Annotated in this window: 16 protein-coding genes; 7 read left to right on the top strand and 9 right to left on the bottom strand. The window is 65.6% G+C overall.

The window, feature by feature from the left end:
* Window positions 1–11: 11 nt before the first annotated feature.
* A complete protein-coding gene (gene cyoA, locus PFY01_RS08200) occupies window positions 12–1,241 on the bottom strand; it encodes a ubiquinol oxidase subunit II (RefSeq protein WP_066626715.1) in 1,230 nt (409 codons plus the stop codon).
* A 210-nt stretch (window positions 1,242–1,451) separates the two neighbouring features.
* Here cyoA and PFY01_RS08195 point away from each other — a divergent pair, with 210 nt between their 5' ends.
* Entirely contained in the window at window positions 1,452–2,804 is a 1,353-nt protein-coding gene (locus tag PFY01_RS08195; RefSeq protein ID WP_271040931.1) for an MFS transporter, read from the top strand.
* A gap of 92 nt (window positions 2,805–2,896) precedes the next feature.
* Here PFY01_RS08195 and PFY01_RS08190 read toward each other — a convergent pair whose 3' ends face one another.
* The 3 genes from PFY01_RS08190 to PFY01_RS08180 all read right to left on the bottom strand — a co-directional run bounded on the left by PFY01_RS08190 (window position 2,897) and on the right by PFY01_RS08180 (window position 8,750).
* Window positions 2,897–4,249: a hypothetical protein gene (locus PFY01_RS08190; protein WP_271040930.1), complete on the bottom strand. Its 1,353-nt coding sequence runs from the start codon at window positions 4,247–4,249 to the stop codon at window positions 2,897–2,899.
* A 14-nt stretch (window positions 4,250–4,263) separates the two neighbouring features.
* Window positions 4,264–7,335: a TonB-dependent receptor domain-containing protein gene (locus PFY01_RS08185; protein ID WP_271040929.1), complete on the bottom strand. Its 3,072-nt coding sequence runs from the start codon at window positions 7,333–7,335 to the stop codon at window positions 4,264–4,266.
* A 62-nt stretch (window positions 7,336–7,397) separates the two neighbouring features.
* On the bottom strand, window positions 7,398–8,750 hold the full coding sequence (locus tag PFY01_RS08180) for a dicarboxylate/amino acid:cation symporter (RefSeq protein WP_370451865.1): 1,353 nt from the start codon (window positions 8,748–8,750) through the stop codon (window positions 7,398–7,400).
* A gap of 425 nt (window positions 8,751–9,175) precedes the next feature.
* Here PFY01_RS08180 and PFY01_RS08175 point away from each other — a divergent pair, with 425 nt between their 5' ends.
* Together PFY01_RS08175 and PFY01_RS08170 are read left to right on the top strand one after the other, a co-directional pair.
* On the top strand, window positions 9,176–10,822 hold the full coding sequence (locus PFY01_RS08175) for an ATP-binding protein (protein ID WP_420197010.1): 1,647 nt from the start codon (window positions 9,176–9,178) through the stop codon (window positions 10,820–10,822).
* A complete protein-coding gene (locus tag PFY01_RS08170; RefSeq protein ID WP_271040926.1) occupies window positions 10,822–12,153 on the top strand; it encodes a sigma-54-dependent transcriptional regulator in 1,332 nt (443 codons plus the stop codon). Before PFY01_RS08175 ends, PFY01_RS08170 begins: the two co-directional genes overlap by 1 nt.
* 35 nt (window positions 12,154–12,188) lie before the next feature.
* Here PFY01_RS08170 and PFY01_RS08165 read toward each other — a convergent pair whose 3' ends face one another.
* Window positions 12,189–12,920 carry a sterol desaturase family protein gene (locus PFY01_RS08165; RefSeq protein ID WP_271040925.1) on the bottom strand — a complete coding sequence of 244 codons (732 nt, stop codon included), beginning with the start codon at window positions 12,918–12,920 and terminating at the stop codon, window positions 12,189–12,191.
* A gap of 77 nt (window positions 12,921–12,997) precedes the next feature.
* On the opposite strand from PFY01_RS08165, the gene PFY01_RS08160 reads away from it, so the two are divergent.
* Entirely contained in the window at window positions 12,998–13,483 is a 486-nt protein-coding gene (locus PFY01_RS08160) for a sterol desaturase family protein (RefSeq protein ID WP_271040924.1), read from the top strand.
* Here the strand turns inward: PFY01_RS08160 and fni are convergent.
* A complete protein-coding gene (gene fni / locus PFY01_RS08155) occupies window positions 13,450–14,493 on the bottom strand; it encodes a type 2 isopentenyl-diphosphate Delta-isomerase (RefSeq protein WP_271040923.1) in 1,044 nt (347 codons plus the stop codon). The genes PFY01_RS08160 and fni overlap by 34 nt on opposite strands.
* 109 nt (window positions 14,494–14,602) lie before the next feature.
* Here fni and PFY01_RS08150 point away from each other — a divergent pair, with 109 nt between their 5' ends.
* Genes PFY01_RS08150 through PFY01_RS08140 form a run of 3 tightly spaced genes read left to right on the top strand, consistent with a single transcriptional unit; the run spans window position 14,603 to window position 17,470 of the window.
* A complete protein-coding gene (locus tag PFY01_RS08150) occupies window positions 14,603–15,499 on the top strand; it encodes a polyprenyl synthetase family protein (protein ID WP_271040922.1) in 897 nt (298 codons plus the stop codon).
* Window positions 15,489–16,406, top strand: a complete 918-nt coding sequence (locus PFY01_RS08145) for an ABC transporter ATP-binding protein (RefSeq protein ID WP_271040921.1) — start codon at window positions 15,489–15,491, stop codon at window positions 16,404–16,406. The genes PFY01_RS08150 and PFY01_RS08145 overlap by 11 nt, the downstream gene beginning before the upstream one ends.
* Window positions 16,403–17,470 (top strand): ABC transporter permease, encoded by a 1,068-nt coding sequence (locus PFY01_RS08140; RefSeq protein ID WP_271040920.1) that lies wholly within the window; start codon window positions 16,403–16,405, stop codon window positions 17,468–17,470. Before PFY01_RS08145 ends, PFY01_RS08140 begins: the two co-directional genes overlap by 4 nt.
* Before the next feature lie 3 nt (window positions 17,471–17,473).
* Here PFY01_RS08140 and PFY01_RS08135 read toward each other — a convergent pair whose 3' ends face one another.
* The 3 genes from PFY01_RS08135 to crtY are packed head-to-tail and all read right to left on the bottom strand — an operon-like array spanning window position 17,474 to window position 21,050.
* Window positions 17,474–18,406, bottom strand: coding sequence for a phytoene/squalene synthase family protein (locus tag PFY01_RS08135; RefSeq protein WP_271040919.1), 933 nt, complete (start codon window positions 18,404–18,406; stop codon window positions 17,474–17,476).
* Window positions 18,403–19,884: a phytoene desaturase gene (locus tag PFY01_RS08130; protein WP_271040918.1), complete on the bottom strand. Its 1,482-nt coding sequence runs from the start codon at window positions 19,882–19,884 to the stop codon at window positions 18,403–18,405. Before PFY01_RS08130 ends, PFY01_RS08135 begins: the two co-directional genes overlap by 4 nt.
* Complete coding sequence (gene crtY / locus PFY01_RS08125; protein WP_271040917.1) at window positions 19,884–21,050, bottom strand: lycopene beta-cyclase CrtY; 1,167 nt, start codon at window positions 21,048–21,050, stop codon at window positions 19,884–19,886. Before crtY ends, PFY01_RS08130 begins: the two co-directional genes overlap by 1 nt.
* Between the last annotated feature and the right edge of the window lie 41 nt (window positions 21,051–21,091).

The following is a 21,091-nucleotide window of genomic DNA, read 5'->3' as shown; positions in this document are numbered from 1 at the left end:
ACTGTGTTCGCTCAGGCGTTGGGGGCGGAACGGACGTCGGTCGGAACCGGCCCCGTGGCGAAGGGATTGCGGGCCAGCGTCGTCAGCGAGGCCATCGGAGTCTGACCGGGCGACAACCCCTGCCCGGTCAGGCGCTCCAGGCTGGTCGGTCCGGCGACCGTATCCAGCTCGGCGCGGCGCATGCGGTCGGCGGCGGCCGCCTCGGCCTGCAGCGGGGTGCAGATCGTCATGACGTAGCTGTCGTTGGAGCCGAAGTAGGCGGGCGATTTTCCGCGACCGGCGTATTTGTCATAGACCAGCGGCATGGTGTTGCGCACGGACGCCATGGACAGGCCGCCCTGCTTGTCGATGGCCATCATCTCGCCCATGCACATCTTACCCGGCTCGACGCACATATTGAGGATCGCGTCCCACAGCGCGCCATCCACGGCGCCGAAGCGCATGACCGGCACCTTCTCGCTGGGCTTTTCCAGCTCCAGATAGCGATCGCGGTCCAGCGTCTGGCCGCCCTGGCGAACGCCGGCGATCCATTGGTCGAACCCGGACTGATCCAGACCGTGGAAGGCGAAGCGCATGTGCGAGAAGCCGTCGCCGGAATAGTTGGCCGAGAACCCTTCATATTCGCCCGGACGGTTGATGACGGCGTGAAGCTTCGTCTCCATGCCCGGCATGGCGTAGATCTGACCGGCCAGGGCGGGGATGTAGAAGCTGTTCATCACCGAGGACGAGGTGATGTGGAAACGGATCGGACGGTCAACCGGCGCGGCCAGCTCATTGACGGTGGCGACGCCGTACTGCGGGTAAATGAACATCCACTTCCAGTCGAGCGCGACGACATTGACCTGCAACGGCTCGACGCTTTCCTCGACGGCCTGGCCCGGCTTGATCCGGTCGATTGGACGATAGGGGTCCAGCAGGTGGGTGCCGGCCCAGGTCAGGGCCCCCAGGCAGATGATGATCATCAGCGGCGCGGCCCAGATGACCAGCTCCAACGACGTGGAGTGGTCCCAGTCGGGACGGTAGTCGGCCTCGGCCTCCTTGTTCGACGCCCGATACTTCCAGGCGAAGAAGACGATCAGACCCATCACCGGCACGATGATGATCAGCATCAGCAGGGTCGAGATCATCAGCAGATCGCCCTGCTGGGACGCGACGTCGCCGGCAGGGTTGAGGACGACCAGGTTGCAGGCCGACAGCAGGGCCACGATGGGCGCGAGCAAAAGAAGGCGCAGACGGCGCAAGGCGGATCCAATCGAAAAGCGTCGGGCGAGGGGGAGGCGCCGCGACGGTTGGCGTTCGTAGGCGGCGGGATACTCAGCTTCAATCAGGAACGACATTGGGCAATATGTCCTATCCTCACGAGGCCGCTTTCATCGCAAAGGGCGCCCGGTCATAATGCGGCGACCTGCCGTACGGCCGATAATTCAGTCTCACACGGAGCGACCAAGCCCATGTCCGCCTCGACGACCCCTTCGTCAGAGTCGCTGGAACGCGACGCCGCCGCCCTTCACACGGGCCATGGCAAGGTTGACGCCGGCGAGATCGCCATCGGCGTCATTATCGGCCGAACTTCCGAGTTTTTCGACTTCTTTGTTTACGCCATCGCTTCGGTGGTCGTTTTCCCGCAGTTGATCTTCCCCTATGCGGGCGCGGTGGGCGGCACCCTGCTCTCCTTCGCCGTCTTCGCCCTGGCTTTCCTGGCTCGGCCGCTGGGGACCGTCCTGTTCATCGCCATCGACCGCAAGTTCGGGCGCGGCGCCAAGCTGACGACCGCCCTGCTGCTGCTGGGGACCTCGACCGTGTCGGTGGCCTTCATCCCGGGATATGAGAGCATCGGCATGTGGGCGCCGGTGCTGCTGGCCCTCACCCGTATCGGCCAAGGCGTCGCCCTGGGCGGCACCTGGGACGGTCTGGCCTCGCTGCTCGCGCTGAACGCGCCCGAGAAGAAGCGCGGCTGGTACGCCATGATCCCGCAACTCGGCGCGCCCATCGGCCTGCTGGTGGCCTCGGCCCTGTTCGCCTTCTTCCTGAACACGCTGTCGGCCCCTGACTTCCTGGATTGGGGCTGGCGCTATCCGTTCTTCGTCGCCTTCGCCATCAACGTGGTGGCCCTGTTCGCGCGCCTGCGCATCGTAGTGACGCCGGCCTTCCAGAAGCTGTTCGAGACGCGCGAACTGCAGCCCACGCCGATCAGCCAGGCCCTGCGCGACGAAGGCCCGAAGATCGCCATCGGCGCCTTCGCGCCGCTGGCCAGCTTCGCCATGTTCCACATGGTGACCGTCTTCCCGCTGTCGTGGGTGTTCCTGTTCACCAAGGAAACGCCGGTCCGCTTCCTGCTGATCGAGATGGTGGGCGCCGTCTTCGGCCTGCTGGCCATCCTGGCCTCGGGCATACTGGCCGACCGCTACGGCCGCCGCACCTTGCTGGCGATCACCGCCGCCGGCATCGCCGCCTTCTCGGGCTTTGCGCCGCAACTGCTGAACGGCGGCCCGGTCGGCGAGCTGACCTTCATGATCTCCGGCTTCATCTTGCTCGGCCTGTCGTTCGGCCAGGCCTCTGGCCCCGTGGCTTCCAGCTTCAGCCTGACGAACCGCTATACCTCCTCGGCCCTGACCTCGGACCTGGCCTGGCTGTTCGGCGCGGGCTTTGCACCCCTGGCGGCCCTGTGGATCTCCAGCCAGTTCGGCCTGATCGCCGCCGGCGCCTATCTGCTGTCGGGCGCCATCTGCACCCTCTTGGCCCTGTGGCTGAACCGTGAACTGGCCCGCAGCTCCTCCGACAAGGACCGCGCCAAGACGGTTTGATCTTTCAGCTCACGCACAAACAGACACGGCCCGCAGTCGCCTGCGGGCCGTGTTGCGTTTGGAGCAGATCGTTGTGAAATGCAGCGGCAGCTTCAGTTGGGGCGGCTGTCCGTCGACGGCTTGAAGGTGGTGTCGAAATGACAGCCGTTCTCGTAGCGTGAAGCCGCCACCTGACACAGCGTGGCAACGTCAGCGGGCGTCGGCTTCACGCCCTTGTCCAGCCAGCGCATCATCGCCTGGAAAAGACCGACGTACTCTGGCGGCGACAGGCGGCTATGTTCGGACTCGTCTGTGAACGTCTGGACCAATAGGTCCGATCGTCCCGCCGCGGCGACCGTCTCCCTGTAAAGAGCGTCGTTGGAGACAAAGGCCGTCGCATCGTTCTTGGCGTGGATCGTCAGCGTGGGCGCCACGATCAGACCGCTGAGATCGGCGTCGTAGGCCAAGCGCGCCACACCCATCGGATCAGCCGCGAAACGCTGAACGCCAGCGTTCAACGCCTCGTCGTCTTGCGAACCCTGATAGACCGTATGGCTGTTATCGAAGGGGTTCAGCCCATCAAGACGACGCAAAACCATGTCGCTGAACAGGAAGGTCGCCCAGGCCAAATGCGGAACCAACTGTTCCTCGTTCACGCCCGTCACGGCCAGGATATCCGCCAAATTGCGCTTCTGCTCAGCCGACCTCTCAGCAAGCGGCAGGCCCACGCCCGTGCAGGTTTTGACCCGCTCCGCCAACTGCGCCCGGTTCAGATCGCTTTCTAGCGGCAGCCCCTGCCAAAGCGGATACCGGGGCTCGTTCGGAAGCGGATGGTTGTTGCAGTAGAACTGATACACCGCTCTCAGATCGGCGCGAAAGCGGTAGGTGCGGGTCCCGCCGCCGATTACGCCGTTGGTCAGGACCACACCGTCCCAAACCACCTGTCCCTCGGCATCGCGCGCGTAGAGCTCAGCCGTCTTGGCCGCGACGTTTCCGCCCCAGGACTGGCCATGCACCAGAGTTCGACGTGGCTTGCCGAAGGCGTTCCAGAAAATCTGGCGCAGATCGTCCGTGTCTTCCGCCGCCATCCGTACGCCATAGCCGCCACGGCGATAGGTCGAGCCCGCCCAGGCGAAGCCTTCCTTCACCGTCATGGAGAACCGCTCCATATCCTCCAGCGGATCGTTCGGTTCTGGTGCGCTAAGGCGCGGCCCGCCATGCGCGTGAACGATCAGGGCGCCATTCCAGTCCTGAGGCACGGCGATCCAATAGTAGCCGCCTTTAACCGCCCTGCCCGACCAGCACCGCGTCTGCTCCGGCACGAAGTCCGGGCAATCGGCTGGCGCGGGCGCAGGATCGATAGCCGCCGCGACGGCCGTCTCCGTTTCTTGCGCCTGCGTCATTGACGCGATGCCGGCCCAGGCTGCGACCACCGCCGCCAGAGTTCGAACGATACGATCGGTCATCGCGCCTCTCTCTCTTAGAACGTCTTGGAGATGTTGGCGTACCAGTAGCGGCCGTAGGGATTGTAGAGCGCACCCAGATAGCCCGACGAAGTCAACGGCGGCTGCTCGTCAGTGACGTTGCGCGCACCCAGTCGAACCGTTGTGCCGGACGCAAAGCCGGCGTTGTCGCCGAACTCATACTGACCATACAGATTGCCAGTGATCTGGCTATCGACCTGCCAGGGATCGCCTTGGGCGCTGAGGAAGCCGGTTTCGGTGACGGCGCTGTTGTATTGGGTGAATGCGCCCACCTGCCATGGCCCTTGCGACCAGGTGAACGAACCCGTCACCCGCCATTCCGGCCGGCCGTTGCGAGCCAGCAGGGTCTGAGAGATCGGCAGCGGTGTATTCGCGTTGATCTGACCGGCTTCACGCGCCGCGAACAGCGACTCGACCAAGGGGCCGGGAGAACGGTCAAACTTCGTCAGATGCGCCGCATTCACGCTGGCGCGGAAGTTGCCCCAGGGCGTGCCGCGCAGTCGCCACTGAAGACCGATGTCGAGACCCTCCACCGTCTGCGGCAGCAGGTTGATGAACTGGTCTTTGACCGAGACGATCTGTCCGACGGGAGTGATTCCGCTCCCCTGGAAGAAGGCGATGTCGTCGGCCGTCACCGCCGCCCGGTTGACGTTGTCGTTCCGCGTGCCGTTCAGGATGTTCAGGTAGTCCAGCACGACGTTCGACTGCGCGCCCAGCAGACCGACGATCTTCTCTTGCTCGATCTTCCAGCGGTCCAGCGTGAAGGTGAAGCGGCCGAACTGCTCGGGAATGAACCAGGGCTGCAACACCAGGCCGATGGACTGGTTGGTGCTTTCCTCGGGCTGAAGCTCGGGATTGCCCGACACCAGCAGCGAGGCGCTGGCGGGTTGCGAACATTGGTTGAAGTTGGTGATCCGACCCAGGCGCAAATCGGCCTCGCAGCGGATGTAATCGTTATTGGTGGACAGACGCCCGTACTGCGCCGCGTTGGTCTGTTCCAGGTTCGGGGCGCGGAAACCCTCGGAATAGGAGCCTCGGACGCGTACGCCTTCGACCAAATCCCAGGCCATGGCGATCTTGGGCTTAGCCACATCGCCGAAGTCGGAATAGTGCTCGTATCGACCGGCCAGTTGGAAATCGAGACTGCGAACAAGCGGGATGTTCATCTCCGGCGAAACGACAGGCACCGCAAACTCGACATAGGCCGAATAGACCTCGCGCTTGCCGTAGGTATCGGGGTTTGAACTGACCGCAGCGATGTTGGACTGGCTGATCTCGCCCGACACGCTGTCGCGGAAGACGTTGGTGCCGTCCAGATCAGCGTCGCGGTCGTCACGCTGGGTCTCACGGCGCGCCTCGACGCCCAGGGCCACACCGACAGGTCCGCCCGGCAGGGTGAAGACATCGGGACGGCTGACCTTGAAGTCCCACAGCGCCAGCGTGGTCTTGGACACCCGCGTCAGGTCGGTCGTGATGGCGTCGATCGCGCCCTGAGAACTGGGCGTGCAGTCGCCAAAGCTGGTGTCGTTCACACACCCGCCGCTGAACGGATTGTAGGCGTCGGGCGTCGACAGGGCGAGATTGGCCTGAAGCGCGGTCAGATTGACGGCGTTCGAGCTGTCGGTGGCCTCGGCTTCCGAATACAGCAGCGCGGTTTCCCAATCGAAGCCGCGCCATTCGCCCCGCAGGCCGCCCAGGAATCGGGACTGCCAGTTGTCGACATCCACCACCTGGGCGCCCAGATCGTTGAAGCGATACCGAACCAGCTTAACGGCCGTCCCGGCTGTGGGGACGTTTGTCAGGCCAGCGAGACGATTGGGATTGCGCGTGCCGTCGGCAAAGGTGACGGGACCGAACGGATTCCAGTAGTTGCTGGCTGGAATCCACAGCGGGTTCAGCAGGATGGTCGGCGGCTGAATGTTCTGGGTCGACGCCGTGTAATAGCCGAGTTCGCCAAATGCCGTGACGCCGTTGTCGAGATCGTAGTGCCCCGACACGAACAGGTTCAACCGTTCGATATCCGGCGATTGGGTCGTGCCCCGCGCCCCGTCATAGCGCAACTCGCGGCCGGCGCCGCTGTAGCTGATATTGCCGCTGGCCAGGCAAACATCACCCCCAACCGGCGCGGTGCAGCCGAAGCTGGAAGGTTGATTGTGGAAGGCGCCGGCGCCGGTCGTCAGAGCAGTCGTGCCCCGACGGACCTGGAATGGTGTCTGGAAGTTGGCCCAGGCTGTATAGGAAGAGCGCCCATCGGTGTCGGTCGAATTCTCATAGCCCGGCACGTTGGCGAACAGGCTGCGGCGGTCGTCAGAGGCGGTATAGGGTTCGTCGCTGGCCTGCTGGGCGGTGCGGTTGGTGTAGTCGAGGAAGCCCGACAGATTGCCCCGCTCGAAATCCTTGCCTGCGAACATACCGAAGGTGAATTCTCGGCGATGCGTGCCCTCCGCGCCGCCGTACTGGGCCTTCATCTCCAAGCCATCGAAATCCTGCTGAAGCACAGTGTTCACCACGCCCGCGACCGCATCCGCGCCATAGATGGCGGCGGCGCCGTCCAGCAGAACTTCCAACCGCTCCAATCCAGAGACCGGAATGGCGTTGGAATTGTAGCTGAGCACAGGCACCGTGCCGGTGTCTGACGTCCCTTGGCTGGTGGGGTGCTGAACGATCCGACGTCCGTTCAAGAGCACCAGGGTATTGCCCACGCCCAGCGAGCGCAGATTGACCGAGTTGACGTCGCCTCGCGCTGCGTTCGAGGTTTGAGGATTGTTGGCGCTGGAGAACAGCACATCGCCCATCTGGGGAATGGACCGCAGCAGATCATCACCGCTGACGGCGCCGGTCGCGATGATTTCTTCCTGCGTGACGACGGTCACTGGCAGAGCCGCCGTGGTGGAGGCGCCGCGAATCTGGGAGCCGACGACGACGATGTCCTCGACCTGCGCCGCCTCAGCCTCCTGCGCTGGCGTGGACTGAGGCGCGGCGTCCTGAGCCAGAGCCGCTCCCGCCGAGATCAGCAGTACAGCCGAGGCCGCGCCCGCCATTAGTGCGAACTTGGATTGCATCTTCATGTTTCCTCCTCCCGGGCCGTCGTTATGTCGTCGGTCCCGTCATTCAAAAGTCGTCCTCGCCGTCAGTCCTTGGCGAGAACCAGATCGTCTCCAGGCCCCGCCGCAGGGTCAGGCAGCGCCGCCACCGGCAAGGGATGTCCGTCGAGCGCGGCCTTCAGGGCGTCGCGATCCAGCGCGTTCTCCCAGCGGGCCACGACGATGGTGGCCACGGCGTTGCCGATGAAGTTGGTCAGGGCCCGGCATTCGCTCATGAAGCGATCGATGCCCAGGATCAGCGCCATGCCTGCGACTGGCACATCCGGCACGACCGACAGGGTCGCCGCCAGGGTGATGAAGCCCGCGCCCGTGATGCCCGCTGCGCCTTTTGAGCTGAGCATGGCGACCAGCAGAAGCGTGATCTGCTGCCAGATGGTGAGTTCGATGTTCAGCGCCTGAGCAATGAACAGAGCAGCCATCGTCATATAGATGTTGGTGCCGTCCAGATTGAACGAATAGCCGGTCGGCACGACCAGGCCGACGACCGACTTGGCGGCGCCCGCGCGTTCCATCTTGGAGATCAGGCTGGGCAAGGCCGCTTCTGAACTGGAAGTGCCCAGCACCAGTAGAAGCTCTTCTTTGAGGTAACGGATCAGCTTGAGAATGTTGAAGCCGTTGGCGACGCCCACCAGCCCCAGCACGCCCACGACGAAGATGATCGCGGTGACGTAGAAGGTCACGATCAAGGCGGCCAGATTGGCGATCGATGCGATGCCGTAGGCGCCGATCGTAAAGGCGAAGGCTCCGAAGGCGCCGATGGGCGCGGCCTTCATCACGATGGCGACCAGCTTGAACACGGCAAGGCTGAGCGTCTCAAACAGATCGACCACAGGCTGGGCCCGCTCTCCCACCAACGCCAGGGCGAGGCCAAACAGGATCGACACGAACAGAACCTGCAGGATGTTGCCGGTCGAGAAGGCGCTGACCAGCGTGTCGGGAATGACGCCCATCAGGAAGCCGACGATCGTGCTCTCGTGCGCGGCCGCCGCATACTGCTCGACGGCGCCGGCGTTCAACGTCGCCGGGTCGATGTTCAGACCATGGCCCGGACGCACCAGATTGGCGATGATCAGGCCCACGATCAGAGCCAGAGTCGAGAAGACCAGGAAGTATGCGAAGGCCTTGGCGGCGACGCGACCGACGCTTCCAAGATCACGCATGCCCGCGATGCCGGTCACAATGGTCAGGAAGATCACTGGCGCGATGACCATCTTCACCAGTTTGATGAATCCGTCGCCCAGCGGCTTCAGGCTTTCGCCGAATGTCGGCCAGAAGTGACCGATCAGAGCGCCGAGCGCGATAGCGATCAGCACCTGGAAATACAGGTGACGATAGAACGGCCGGCGAACGACCGGCGCGGCCTCTGACGGTATTGAGATCACGAAGGGCTCCTGATGTGCGGGGGTGATCCCGCAGTCTCCTCGATGGGCGCGATCTTCGCCACGCTCCGTTGGATAGAGCTTCCAACGAGAACCATCATCGCGAAAGCGCTTGATCGAACGTCTCCATCTTTATGATAACCAAGCACTTTCTATGAAAGCGGGAGCGTTTATCGAGATATCTGTGCGGTTTTTCACCCAGGCGACTGGCCCTTACGTGCGATTATCCGCACACTAGGAAGGTGCAGCATTCACCTGTCATAGGCTCGGCTCGAAAACCTTGGCGCTCCCGTTGGCTGATAACGGCGGGAGCTTGGTTCGCGACTGCCGTCCTGGCGGCTTTCGGGGCGGGCGAGGTCGCTCGGCGTGACGCTAGTATTGAACTGGCTCGGCAGACAGAGGCGGCCGCCGCCCTGCATGCGGCCGTGCTACGCAGCGAACTGGAGAAGCACCGCTCCCTGCCCCTGGCGTTGGCGAGCGATCCCGACATCGCCGCCCTGCTGAGCGCCCCGCAGACTGCCAAGGGCGATCCTGTCAGCCTTAAACTGGAGACTTTGGCGCGTCAGACACGGGCCGCCGCCATCTATATCATCGACGCCAACGGCCGGACCCGCGCCGCCAGCAACTGGCGCCTGCCGACCAGTTTCGTCGGCGCCGACTACGGGTTTCGCCCTTATTTCATCAACGCCATGCACCAGGGCCAGGCGGAATTCTTCGCCTTGGGCACCGTGTCCGGCCGACCCGGACTCTATCTGGCGCGGCGCGTTGACGGGTCGAGCGGCTCCGCCGTGGGCGTCGTCGTGGTCAAGGTCGAGTTCGCCGCTCTCGAGGCCGAATGGCGCGCGTCGGGTGAGCCGGCCTATGTTGTCGATCCCGGCGGCGTCGTGCTGATCACCAGCGTGTCCGCATGGCGTTTCCGCACCACAGAAGCGCTGGACGAACGTCGACGGCGGCTGACATTGACCGATCAGACGCTTCAACCCGAGGCTTTGCGTCCCCTCCCCTTCGTAACGCCCACCAATGATCGACCGGGTCTGATCCAGGCTCCAGTCGATGGCCGTGAGCAACGCTGGATGCATGCGGCGATCCCAACGGAAACGCCCGGCTGGACCCTGCACCTGCTGTCGCCGGATCGCGGATCCATTGGAACGGCCGTCGCAACCGCACGGGCGCTTGCAGCCCTGATCGTCACCCTGCTGGCAGGCGTGATCGTCGTGCTCCTGCGTCGTCGCCAACAGGCCCTTGTCCGCGCGCGTGCCGAGGAAGAGGCGCGGATGGAATTGGAAAGGCTGATTGACGAACGCACCCACGAGCTTCGTAACGCCAATGCCGCCCTTAATCGCCAGATCGAGGAACGCCGCCAAGCCGAGACCGCACGCGAACTGCTGCGTGACGAACTGGTTCAAGCCAGCAAACTCGCCGCCCTGGGGCAGATCGTCGCCAGCGTGGCGCACGAGATCAATCAACCCGTCGCCGCTATCCAGACACAGGCAGAGACCGCCGGCGTTCTGCTTGACCGCGACGACCCCGCCAAGGCGCGCGGCGCGTTGGCGCGGATCAGCGACCTGACACAGCGCATCGGCGCCATCACCGAGGGTCTAAGGGTCTTTTCCAGAAAGTCAGATCCCAAAATCGGCATCGTCCGCCTGGAAGACGCGATCTACGGCGCCTTGCTGCTGACGCGCGGCCGATTGGACGAGGGCGGCGTCGAAATGATCCGCGAAGGCGACGCAGACGTCACAGTGCGCGCCGACCGCTTTCGTCTGGAACAGGTGATCGTCAACTTGGTCAAGAACGCCTCAGAAGCGCTGGAAGGCTGCGATCGGCCGCGACTAACGCTGAAAGTCTCGCGCGATAAGAACCGTGTTCGATTGAGCATTTCCGACAATGGTCCTGGCGTCCCTCCCGCTGTGCGCGCCCAACTGTTCACGCCCTTTGTCACCACACGCGCAAATGGCCTCGGCTTGGGTCTGGTCATCTGTCGAGATCTGATCGCCGGTTTCGGCGGCGAGCTTGACTTGGTCGACGAGGACGTCGGAGCGACCTTTGTCGCCACGCTGAGGATCGCGTGATGGAATTCGCTCGCCCCACTGCCGTCGCTCTGATCGAGGACGACGCCGATTTCCGCCATGCCTTGGTCGAGCGCCTGACCTTGGAAGGTTACGACGTCCGCCCTTTTCCGGGGTCCGAACCTGCATTGAGAGCGATTGACGCCGATTTCCCGGGCGTTGTCATCACCGACCTGCGGATGCCCGGCCTTGATGGCCGCCAGTTGCTCAGCCGCCTGCAAGCGTTGGACGCCGCCCTGCCGATCATCATGATCACTGGCCATGGCGACATCACCGACGCCGTCGCAGCGATGAAGGACGGCGCCTACGACTTCGTCGCCAAGCCCTTTTCGTTTGAGCGCCTTCAAGACAGCTTGAACCGCGCTCTGGAAAAACGCGGTCTGGTCCTGGAAAACCGTCGCTTGCTGGCGATGGCCTCGGAAAGCGGACAGGAACTTCCCCTGGCGGGATCATCTCGCGCTATCACCGCCCTCCGCGCCACCATCGCTCAGATCGCCGACGCCCGGATGGACGTGCTGATCGAAGGTGAAACCGGGACAGGAAAGGAGGCCGTTGCGCGCGCCCTTCACAACGGTGGTCGACGTCGCTTGGCGCCGTTCGTCGCCGTCAACTGCGGCGCCCTGCCCGACGGGCTGATCGAGAGCGAATTGTTTGGTCATGAACTCGGCGCCTTCGCCGGAGCCTTGCGCCGCCGGGTCGGGCACGTTGAACGGGCGCACAACGGCTCACTGTTTCTGGACGAGGTCGAGAGCATGCCTCTGGCCGTCCAGGTCAAGATTCTGCGTGTCCTGGAAGAACGCGAGGTCCATCCGATCGGAGCCAATGAGCCCCGCGCCTTAGATCTGCGTGTGCTGGCCTCGTCAAAGATCGATCTGGGCGAGGCCGCCCGCGCGAGCGCTTTTCGCGAAGACCTCTATTACCGTCTGAACGTCGTGCGGCTCCGCGTACCGCCTCTGCGCGAACGGCGAGAAGACATTCCCCTGCTGTTCGCCCACTTCCTGCGTCGCGCTGCGGACCGCCACGGCGTTGATACGCCCACAATAAGCGACAGCGTAAGACGCCTGTTGGTCGAGGCCGACTGGCCCGGCAACATCCGCGAACTGGCGCATTTCGCCGAACGCGTCGCCTTGTCGCTCGACGACACGACCCGCCCGCCCGACGAAGGCTTGAGCCTTCCCGACCGCGTCAACAGATTCGAAGCCGAACTGTTGCGCGACGCGCTACAGTCCCATCGTGGGGACATATCCGCAGTGCTGGCCGAAATGCAGGTTCCGAGAAAGACGCTGTACGACAAGCTGCAGCGGCATGGCCTGAAGCCCGCTGACTTCCGCTGAGAACGCCCGACAATCCTGGTTCAAAGCGGTGGCGTCTAGGCCTTTCTCCTCCGAGCGGAAGAAAGCTCGCTACCTGCCCATCGGTCCCACATCTGGAAATACAGGCCGTAGTTGCCGTTGAAGCGTTTGTGGTGCGCGTCGTGGTGGGTGGCGGTGATTATCCAGCGTAGCGGGGCGCTTTTCAGCCAGGACGCGGGCCAGATTTCTCGGCCTGCGTGATTCAGTACGGCGGTTGCGGTCATTAGGGTGAGCAGCGCCAGCGCTACGCCCCAATGAATGGGGATAAACAGGGTCAGGGCCGGCAGGAACCAGGCTGTGGCGATCGCTTCGGCCGGATCGAAGGCGAAGGAGGCGAAGGCGCTGGGATCGCGCGACCGATGATGCTCGGCATGGGCCCAGGGGAAGATGCGCGGATGGTGCAGTCCGCGGTGGACCCAATAGTAAAAGGCGTCGTGGGCCAGCATGTAGACGATGAAGCTGGCGGGCAGCCACCACAGCGACCAGGCATGGATATCGTCGTAGATCGCCGTCCCGCCGCGCTTCCAGAGCTCTATGACGAGTGCGGCCGGCAAGGCGTAGATCGGGCACGCGATCAAGGACGCGATGACTTCGGCGCGGATGCGTCTCGGCGCCGGCGGCCTGTGGTTCAACTGACGCCCCCGTCCCGCCCCGCCCCACAGCAAGCCATGGGTCACAACGCCGACCAGCAGATAGCGCACGCCGATAATCAGGCTGAGCGCGAGGGTGGTGACGAACAGGTCCTTCAACATGGGCGCACAGACGGCGAAACGTCGAGCCGGGTCAAGTCGTGACGCGCGGTCCGTAAAGCGCCTATGATGGGGTCATGCCCTGGCCGACGATGATCCTGCTGTTCCTCGCCACCTTCCTGGGGATGGAGGTCTTCGCCTGGGCGATGCATCGCTATGTCATGCACGGCCTGCTGTGGACCTGGCACCGCAGCCATCATGAACCGCACGACGACGTGCTGGAAAAGAACGACCTGTTCGCCGTGGTGTTCGCCGCCCCGGCCATCATCCTCGTCGCCTTGGGCCTGCATCTGTGGCCTTGGGCGCTGCCGATCGGCCTGGGTGTCACGGCCTATGGACTGATCTATTTCTTCTTCCACGACGGACTGGTGCATCGCCGTTTTCCGACGGGAATCGTTGGGCGCTCGGGGTTCTGGACGCGGCGCATTCAGGCCCACCGGCTGCATCACGCGGTGCGGACACGCGAGGGCTGCGTATCGTTCGGCTTCCTGTGGGTGCGTTCGGCGCGCGCGCTGAAGGCCGAACTGTCTCAGAAACGCGGCGCTTCCAGCAACGGCGCCTGAGCCAGGGCGGTAAGGTCCGCCGACCCGGTGCAGAAACAGGCCAGTCTCAGCTGAGCCGCCATCAGATCCAGATGATCCACCACGGCCTCGGTCGAGGTCAGCGCCGCCTCGAGCACGCCCGCCGCCTGACCGACCAGACAGGCGCCCAGCCGGATCGCACGCGCTGCATCCAGTCCGTCACGGATGCCGCCCGACCCGATCAGATCCAGGTCCGGCGCGGCCTGGGCGCAGTCTGCCAGGCTGCGCGCCGTCGGCACGCCCCAGCCGGCGAAGGGCGCAGCCAGCGCTTCCGCCCGCCCCCCCGTCACTCGTGCGCCCTCGATCAGGCCCCAGTTGGTGCCGCCTGCTCCGGCGACGTCCAGCGCAGCGACGCCCATGTCCGCCAGACGGCGCGCGACCGCGCCCGACAGGCCGGCGCCCGTCTCCTTGACGATCAGACGCCCCGGGAAGGCCGCCGCGACCCGTTCGATGCCTCGCGCCACGCCGCGCCAGTCGCGATCGCCCTCGGGCTGAACGCCTTCTTGCAACGGATTGAGATGCAGGATCAGGGCGTCGGCGCCGATCATCTCCATGGCCCGCCGCGCCTCATCGACGCCATAACCCAAGGCGAACTGCACGGCGCCCAGGTTGGCCAGGATCATCGCATCCGGAGCCCGGCGTCGCAGGTCCAGCCCCAGACCCAAACCGCCGTCGGTCTCCAACGCCACACGCTGCGAGCCGACCGCCAGAACCACGCCCAGGGACTGGGCCGCCTCAGCCAGCCGCGCATTGATCGCCTCGGCCCGCGACGGCCCGCCGGTCATCGAACTGATCAGGAACGGCAAGGCGACCCGCCGCCCCAGAAAGCGCGTCGTTAGATCGATGGCGTCGTGATCGAGATCCGGCAGGGCGTCGTGAACGAAACGAACGGCGTCCAGACCCGATGTCGTCTGGCTGACGCCTCGCCCGGCCCGCACGTGGTCGATGTGTTCGTCCTTGCGCCGGATCAAGGCATCGGCGTCAGTGGACATCGCAAACGGCTCCTGGCGGGTTGCATCCGACGCGGTCGTGATGCCGTATGGCATCATAAGGGTTCGGCGCGTGGTCGCAACGCGACGTCGACGACAATGGGAGATCTGTATGGCCATCGTCGGCATCCGGCGCCAACCGCCTCTGGCGGGCGCATCCTGCGACCCCGACGATCTGCGCCTGCAGGTTCAGGCGCGTCTGTCCGAGGTCGCACCGGCGCACGACGGCCTGCTGTCCACGGCGGCCCGCGAGGCCTTGCTGGGACAGGGAAAACGCGTCCGGCCGGTGCTGGCCATGCTGGCGGCGGCGCATGTCGGCGGCGAGGCGGAAGACGCCCTGGATTACGCCTGCGCGCTGGAAATGGTCCATGCCTCGTCGCTGGTTCTGGACGATCTGCCGTGCATGGACGACGCCTCGCTGCGTCGGGGCCAGCCGACCCTGCACCGTCGCCATGGGGAGGATACTGCCGTGCTGGCGGCCGTGGCCCTGCTGAACCAGGCGACGCGTCTGGTGCTGCAGACGCCTGCGCCGGCGGAAATGCGTCTGGCGGCCCTGGACCTTTTGACGCAGGCGATCGGCTTTGATGGTCTGTCCGAGGGTCAGATGCGCGACCTGCGCGACGACGCGAGGGATCGCGACGAAACCGCCTTGCGCCAGATCAACGATCTGAAAACCGGCGCCCTGTTTGTCGCCACCGTGCGCGGCGGCGGTCTGCTCGGTGGCGGCGATGCGCAGGATCTGGCGCGGCTGTCGATTTTCGGCGAGGCGATCGGCTTCGCCTTCCAGCTCTGCGACGATCTGCTGGATGTCTGTTCGACTGTCGATGCGGTCGGCAAGGATGTGGGTCAGGACGACGACACCACCACCTTCGTCGATCTGTGGGGCGAATGCCGGACCCGTGCGGCGGTGCGGCAATCCTTGGCCAAGGCGGTCGAGGCGGTCGGCCATGACAGCCCCTTGGCCCTCTACGTTCTGGACCTATTCCAGCAGGCTGAACTTGGGGTCTGACGTCGCGCCGGCCCTGTCGCTGAGCGGGATCGATGCGGGCTACGACGGCCGACCCGTGCTGCGTGACTTCAGCCTCAGCATTGCTGCGGGCGAAGTCTATGCCCTGCTTGGGGCGAATGGCGCGGGCAAGTCCACGGTGGCGCGCGTCGCTTCGGGTCTGCTGCCCGCTCGGCGCGGGCGTGTCGTCCTGGGCGAAGGCGGCGGGCCACGCGGACGCATCGGGCTGGCGCCGCAGGACAGCGCCCTGTTTCCGGCCCTGTCGCCGCGCGAGAACGTCGATGTGACGGCGCGGCTATGCGGCGTGCCCAAGCGTGATCGCGGCGCCGCCGTGAACCGCGCGCTCGACCTGACCGGCTGCGGCCCGCGCGCGGACCAGCCGGTGCGCACCCTGTCCGGCGGCTGGAAGCGGCGCGCCAACCTCAGCGCCGCCCTGGTCGGACAACCGCGGCTGCTGATCGCCGACGAACCGACGGAAGGCGTGGATGCGTCGACCCGCGGCGTCCTGTCCGTAGCCCTGCGCGAAACCGCAAAGGCGGGCGCCGGCTGTCTGCTGATCAGCCATGACGCCATCTTCGTCGCCGATACGGCCGACCGGATCGGTGTCCTGGCGCAGGGGCGAGTTCTGGCCGAAGGCGCGCCGAACGCGCTGCTTCATCGCGCCTTCGGCTCAGCCCGGCTGCTCAGCATTCGCCTGACCCGACCCGCGTCGGACCCCGCCGCCCAATGGTTCGCCCAGGCGGGGCTGACCGCGTCCGAGGACGGGCTGGAGTGGCGGCGGCTCTGCGATGACGCGTTGGCCATCGCCCAGATGCTTGCCGCCGTGGTCGATGGCGAGGATGGCGAGGTCGCCGTGCGACGCCCCGGCTTGGACGACCTGGTCGCACAGCTGTCGCAGACGCCGTCATGATGGCGGTGGCGGGCGCCTGGGCGAAAGGGTTTTGGCGCGACCGCGCCGGCGTGATTCTGACCCTGCTGTTGCCACCCCTGGTCTATCTGCTGTTCGCAGCGATCTTCGGCGCGGGCGCGCGCGGCGACATCGACACCACCGTCGTGCTGCACGACGCGTCGCGCACGCCCGCGACGGCAGCGATCCGCGAGGCGGTGTCAAAGGACATGGGCGATCGTCTTCGCATCGTCGAAGATCTCGAGGCTTTCGACCGCGCCGTCATCGACGGTCGCGCTGACGCCGGCATACTGATTCGTCCCTCGACGCAGGGACCGCCAAAACTGGTGATCGTTTCCGCCGCCGGCCGGGACGTGGCGGCGTCGGCGCTTCAAGCGCGGCTGGAACCGATGGCCGCCGCCCTGTCGGGGCAGGTCGCACGACCCGCGCCGCGCGTTCAGACCCTGCAGATCGGGCCCCAGGGTGATGTGCAGGCGACCTATTATGCGGGCGCGGTCAGCGTCATGTTCGTTTTCTTCGCCGCCATGCACGGGGCCATGGGCGGGTTGGACGAGCGGCGATCCGGCCTCCAATCACGCCTGGCGCTGGCGTGCGGCGGCCTGGGGCCCATCCTTGTCGGGCGGGCTGCCTGGCTGACGGCGGTCGGCGTGATGCAGTCGGCGGCGGTCTTTGTCGCGGCCTGGATCAAACTGCCCGCCCTGGAGCCCTGGCAGATGGCGGCGGCTGTGGTCACCGCCTTGTCGGTCGGTTTCTGCGCCGCCGGCCTGGCCCTGGCTCTTACGTCGGCGTGTCGATCGCGTGAGCAGGCCCAGCCGCTGACGACCTTCGTCGTGCTGCTTCTGGCCGCTCTGGGCGGATCGATGGCGCCGCGCTTTCTGATGCCCGAAGCCTTCCGCGATCTCGGCTGGATCACGCCCCACGCCTGGGCCATCGAGGCCTATCAGGCCGTGATCTGGCGGGGCGAGTTCACCTCGACCGTCATCGCTGCCTGGGCGGTCATGGCCAGTCTGGGCGCAAGCGGCCTTGCGATCGCCCTGATGTTGGAGCAGCGGCGCGCGGCTCGCTGATCGTCAGACGTGCGTCCACAACGCCGGGCGCGGCGGCGGCTCGCGCCAGGCATCCAGCGTCTTGCACCACAGGGCGATCAGACCGCCCCGGCCCAACAGCATCAGCTTGCCCGCCTTGTCGACCGACGTCCGTCCGTCCCAGGCGCTCACGCCGGCGCGCGACACATGGCGGCCGATCGAACGATAGACGCCGCGCGCCGTGGCGATGGCCCAGGCCGAACGCGGGTTCAGATCGCGCAAACCCCACCGCGCCGAGGCGTAAAAGGGCTCGGCCGCCGCCACCAGACGCTGCGCGGTTCGGGCCACAGCGGCGCGGTGCTGGGGCTGATCGACCTGATCGCGCGGCACGCCCGCCTCGTCCAGCCAGGCGCCGGGCAGATAGACCCGCCCGCCCTTCGCGTCCTCGACCACGTCGCGAGCGATGTTCGTCAGCTGGAACGCCAGCCCCAGGTCCTGAGCGCGTCGCAGGGTCGGCGCATCGTCCACGCCCATGATCCGCGCCATCATCACCCCGACGACGCCGGCGACGTGATAGGCATAGTCCAGCGTGTCCTCCAGCGTATCGTAACGCCGGCCGACCACGTCCATCTCGAACCCCTGCAACAGGTCCATCGCCTCTTCGGCTGGAATGCCATGACGCATGGCGACGCGCTGGAAGGCGGTGAAGACCGGGTCCGTCTGCGGCTCGCCGGCCAGGGCGGCGGCGGTGCGAAGGCGCAGTTCGTCCAGCTTCTCGCCGGCCAGCACCGGATCGATGCCGACCGCGCCGTGGCCCAGCACCTGGCCGTCGATCTCGTCGTCGCAGTGCCGGCACCAGGAATACAGCATCCAGGCGTCGTCCCTGATCGCTGCCGGAAACAGGCGCGCGGCGGCGGCGAAGCTCTTGGACCCCTGCTCCATCGACTGGCGGCTGTGATCCAGGACGGCGTCGGTCATGCCGGCTGCCTCGCGTCCTCGATCATCAGGGCGGCGGTGGCCTTGGCCGATCCGACCACGCCCGGCACGCCCGCGCCGGGGTGGGTGCCGGCGCCCACGAAATACAGATTGGGGATCTGGTCGTCGCGGTTATGCACCCGGAACCAGGCGCTCTGGGTCAGGATCGGCTCCAGCGAGAAGGCCGACCCCTGGTGGGCGTTTAGCTGGTCGCGGAAATCGACTGGCGTGAAGATGCGGCAGGTGTCCAGATCGGCCGTCAGGCCGGGGATGTAGCGTTCTTCCAGATAGGCCAGGATCCGGTCACGATAGCGCGGCCCCTCGACCTCCCAGTCGATGTCCGCTGAGGCCAAGTGAGGCACGGGCGCCAGCACATAGAAGGCATCGCAGCCTTCCGGGGCCAGTGACGGATCGGTCCGCGTCGGCGCATGCAGATACAGCGAGAAATCGTCGGGCAGGTCCGGCCCCTTGAAGATTTCGGCGATCAGCTCGCGATAGCGCGGCCCGAACAGCACCGTGTGGTGGCGCACCTCCGGGTGGACGCGTTTCAGGCCGAAATAGATGACGAACAGCGACATGGAGTGACGCCGCGACGCCAGCTTGGCGCCCTCCTTTTGACCGCGCGGCTCCTGACCCAACAGGCGCTGATAGGTGTGAACCACGTCGGCGTTAGAGGCGACCATGTCGAAGGCCAACGTCTCGCCGTTCACCACCACGCCGGTCGCACGACCGTTCGCCATGGTGATGCGCTCGACCGGGCTGTTCAGCCGAACTTCCCCGCCCAGATCCTTGAGCAGACGCACCATGGCCTGGATCAGGGCGCCAGTGCCACCGCGCGGGAACCACACGCCCCAGCGCCGCTCCAGCGCATGGATCAGCGCATAGATTGACGAGGTCGCGAACGGATTGCCGCCGACCAGCAGGGAGTGGAAGCTGAACGCCTGACGCAGGTGCTCGTCCTGAATATAGCTGGCGACCTTGTCATAGACCGACCGCCAGGCCTGAAGCCGCATCAGCTCCGGCGCGGCCTTGACCATGCTGGCGAAGTCCAGGAATGGCACAGCCCCCAGCTTCAGATAGCCTTCCTTCAGCAGGTCCTGCGAATAGGCCAGGAACTTGCGATAGCCTTCCTTGTCGGCCGGATTGCGCGCCACGATCTGGCGGTCCAGCTCATCCTGATCGTTGACGTAGTCGAAGACGTCGCCGTCTTCCCAGCACAGCCGATAGAAGGGCGCGACCGGCAGCAGTTCGACATAGTCCGACAGCTTGCGCCCGCTGGCCTTGAACAGTTCCTCCAGCGCCGACGGGTCGGTGATGACGGTGGGACCGGCGTCGAAGGTATAGCCCTTGTCCTTGAACACATAGGCCCGGCCGCCCTCCAGATCGCGGGCCTCGAACACCGTGGTCTGAATGCCCGCCGACTGCAGCCGTATGGCCAGCGACAAGCCTCCGAAGCCCGATCCGATTACAGCAGCCCGCATCACGCACGTCCTCTTTCGACCATACAGGTCAGTGCGGCGCCGATCGGCACCGGGGGTTTTCCGCTCAGGATCCGCGCCTTGTCGGCGAGTGTGGATCCAGCGGCGTAGAAGCGTTCGACCAAAGGCTGGGGCAGACGATAGAACCGCTCCAGCACCTTGTATCGTTCATCGGGCCGGGCCGCACGGAATAGCATCCGGTTCAGCAACCGATAGAAGCCTCGTCCGGCCCATACGTCATGCGCATGGCGGCGGATGTCTTCGGCGACCGTCGCCAGCTCGAAATCCCGCACCAGCCGGTCGGCCAGGCGCACCGCGTCAGGCAGCGAATAGCCGGTGGTCGGGTGAAACAACCCGGCGCGCAGACCGCTGAGCGCTGTCGGCCCCATTCGCGACAAATGCGCGCCGATGTCCCCATCAAGCGCCACGGGCAGGACGCCGTCCTCTTCGCGCAAGATCGTCTCGATCTCCCAGCCCTGCGCGTGGGCGTAATGCAGCACGCCCTGCCGGAACGCCGCGCGATCCAGCGCATCGCCGTCGGTGTAGCGCGTATCCTCGATCAGCAGCGTGCGATTATCGAACGGCAGGGTGTAGAGAAACCGATAGCCACCGGCCTGATCGACGCAGGCGTCCATGACGATGGGCGTGGTCAGACCGTGCGGCGCCGCCAGCCGCACCTCTAGCCCGACGAACTTCTGGAAACCCAGCGCCAGATCCGGCGTCGCGGTCGGCCCGCGCCCATCGATCACCGCCTTGGCGCTCAGACGCCGTCCATCAGCCAGCACCGCTTCGGTCGGCGACACCGAGGCGACCGGCGCACCCAGCATGACCTTTCCGGGCAAAGCCGCCTCGACCACCGCCGCGAACCGTTCGGCCGTAACGCTGCAATAGGGGGTCGACAGCGCGCGTTCGAACTGGGGAAAACGGACGCCGTATCCCGGCCAGCGATGCACCACCAAGGGCGCGATCCAGTCGCGCTGCGCCTGCGTCAGGTCGCTGTCGAAGAAGGACCAGGTGTGGACCCCGCCCAGGGTCTGCGCCGCCTCGACGATTCGCACGTCCAGATCAGGACGGACGCGCGACAGCCGCAGCGCCAGCAGGCCATTGGCCAGGCCGCCGCCGACCAGCAAAAGGTCCGGCGCGGAAGTGTCAGAGGCGTCGACCTGCATTCCAGACAGGTGGCACGCGACGACGCATGCGGCAAGCGAAC

Origin of the sequence: Brevundimonas vesicularis (genome assembly GCF_027886425.1) — a bacterium.
Classification (GTDB): Bacteria; Pseudomonadota; Alphaproteobacteria; order Caulobacterales; family Caulobacteraceae; genus Brevundimonas; species Brevundimonas vesicularis_C.
Note: the sequence above shows the minus strand (reverse complement) of the source record. Positions and strands in the feature narration are given on the sequence as shown.

Bases quoted from the DNA above. Each gene is read 5' to 3' on its own strand.
- fni (WP_271040923.1), bottom strand. From the start codon at position 14,493: ATGTCCACTGACGCCGATGCCTTGATCCGGCGCAAGGACGAACACATC.
- PFY01_RS08160 (WP_271040924.1), top strand. From the start codon at position 12,998: ATGCCCTGGCCGACGATGATCCTGCTGTTCCTCGCCACCTTCCTGGGG.
- PFY01_RS08140 (WP_271040920.1), top strand. From the start codon at position 16,403: ATGATGGCGGTGGCGGGCGCCTGGGCGAAAGGGTTTTGGCGCGACCGC.
- PFY01_RS08135 (WP_271040919.1), bottom strand. From the start codon at position 18,406: ATGACCGACGCCGTCCTGGATCACAGCCGCCAGTCGATGGAGCAGGGG.
- PFY01_RS08195 (WP_271040931.1), top strand. From the start codon at position 1,452: ATGTCCGCCTCGACGACCCCTTCGTCAGAGTCGCTGGAACGCGACGCC.
- crtY (WP_271040917.1), bottom strand. From the start codon at position 21,050: ATGCAGGTCGACGCCTCTGACACTTCCGCGCCGGACCTTTTGCTGGTC.
- PFY01_RS08170 (WP_271040926.1), top strand. From the start codon at position 10,822: ATGGAATTCGCTCGCCCCACTGCCGTCGCTCTGATCGAGGACGACGCC.
- PFY01_RS08130 (WP_271040918.1), bottom strand. From the start codon at position 19,884: ATGCGGGCTGCTGTAATCGGATCGGGCTTCGGAGGCTTGTCGCTGGCC.
- PFY01_RS08150 (WP_271040922.1), top strand. From the start codon at position 14,603: ATGGCCATCGTCGGCATCCGGCGCCAACCGCCTCTGGCGGGCGCATCC.
- PFY01_RS08185 (WP_271040929.1), bottom strand. From the start codon at position 7,335: ATGAAGATGCAATCCAAGTTCGCACTAATGGCGGGCGCGGCCTCGGCT.
- PFY01_RS08190 (WP_271040930.1), bottom strand. From the start codon at position 4,249: ATGACCGATCGTATCGTTCGAACTCTGGCGGCGGTGGTCGCAGCCTGG.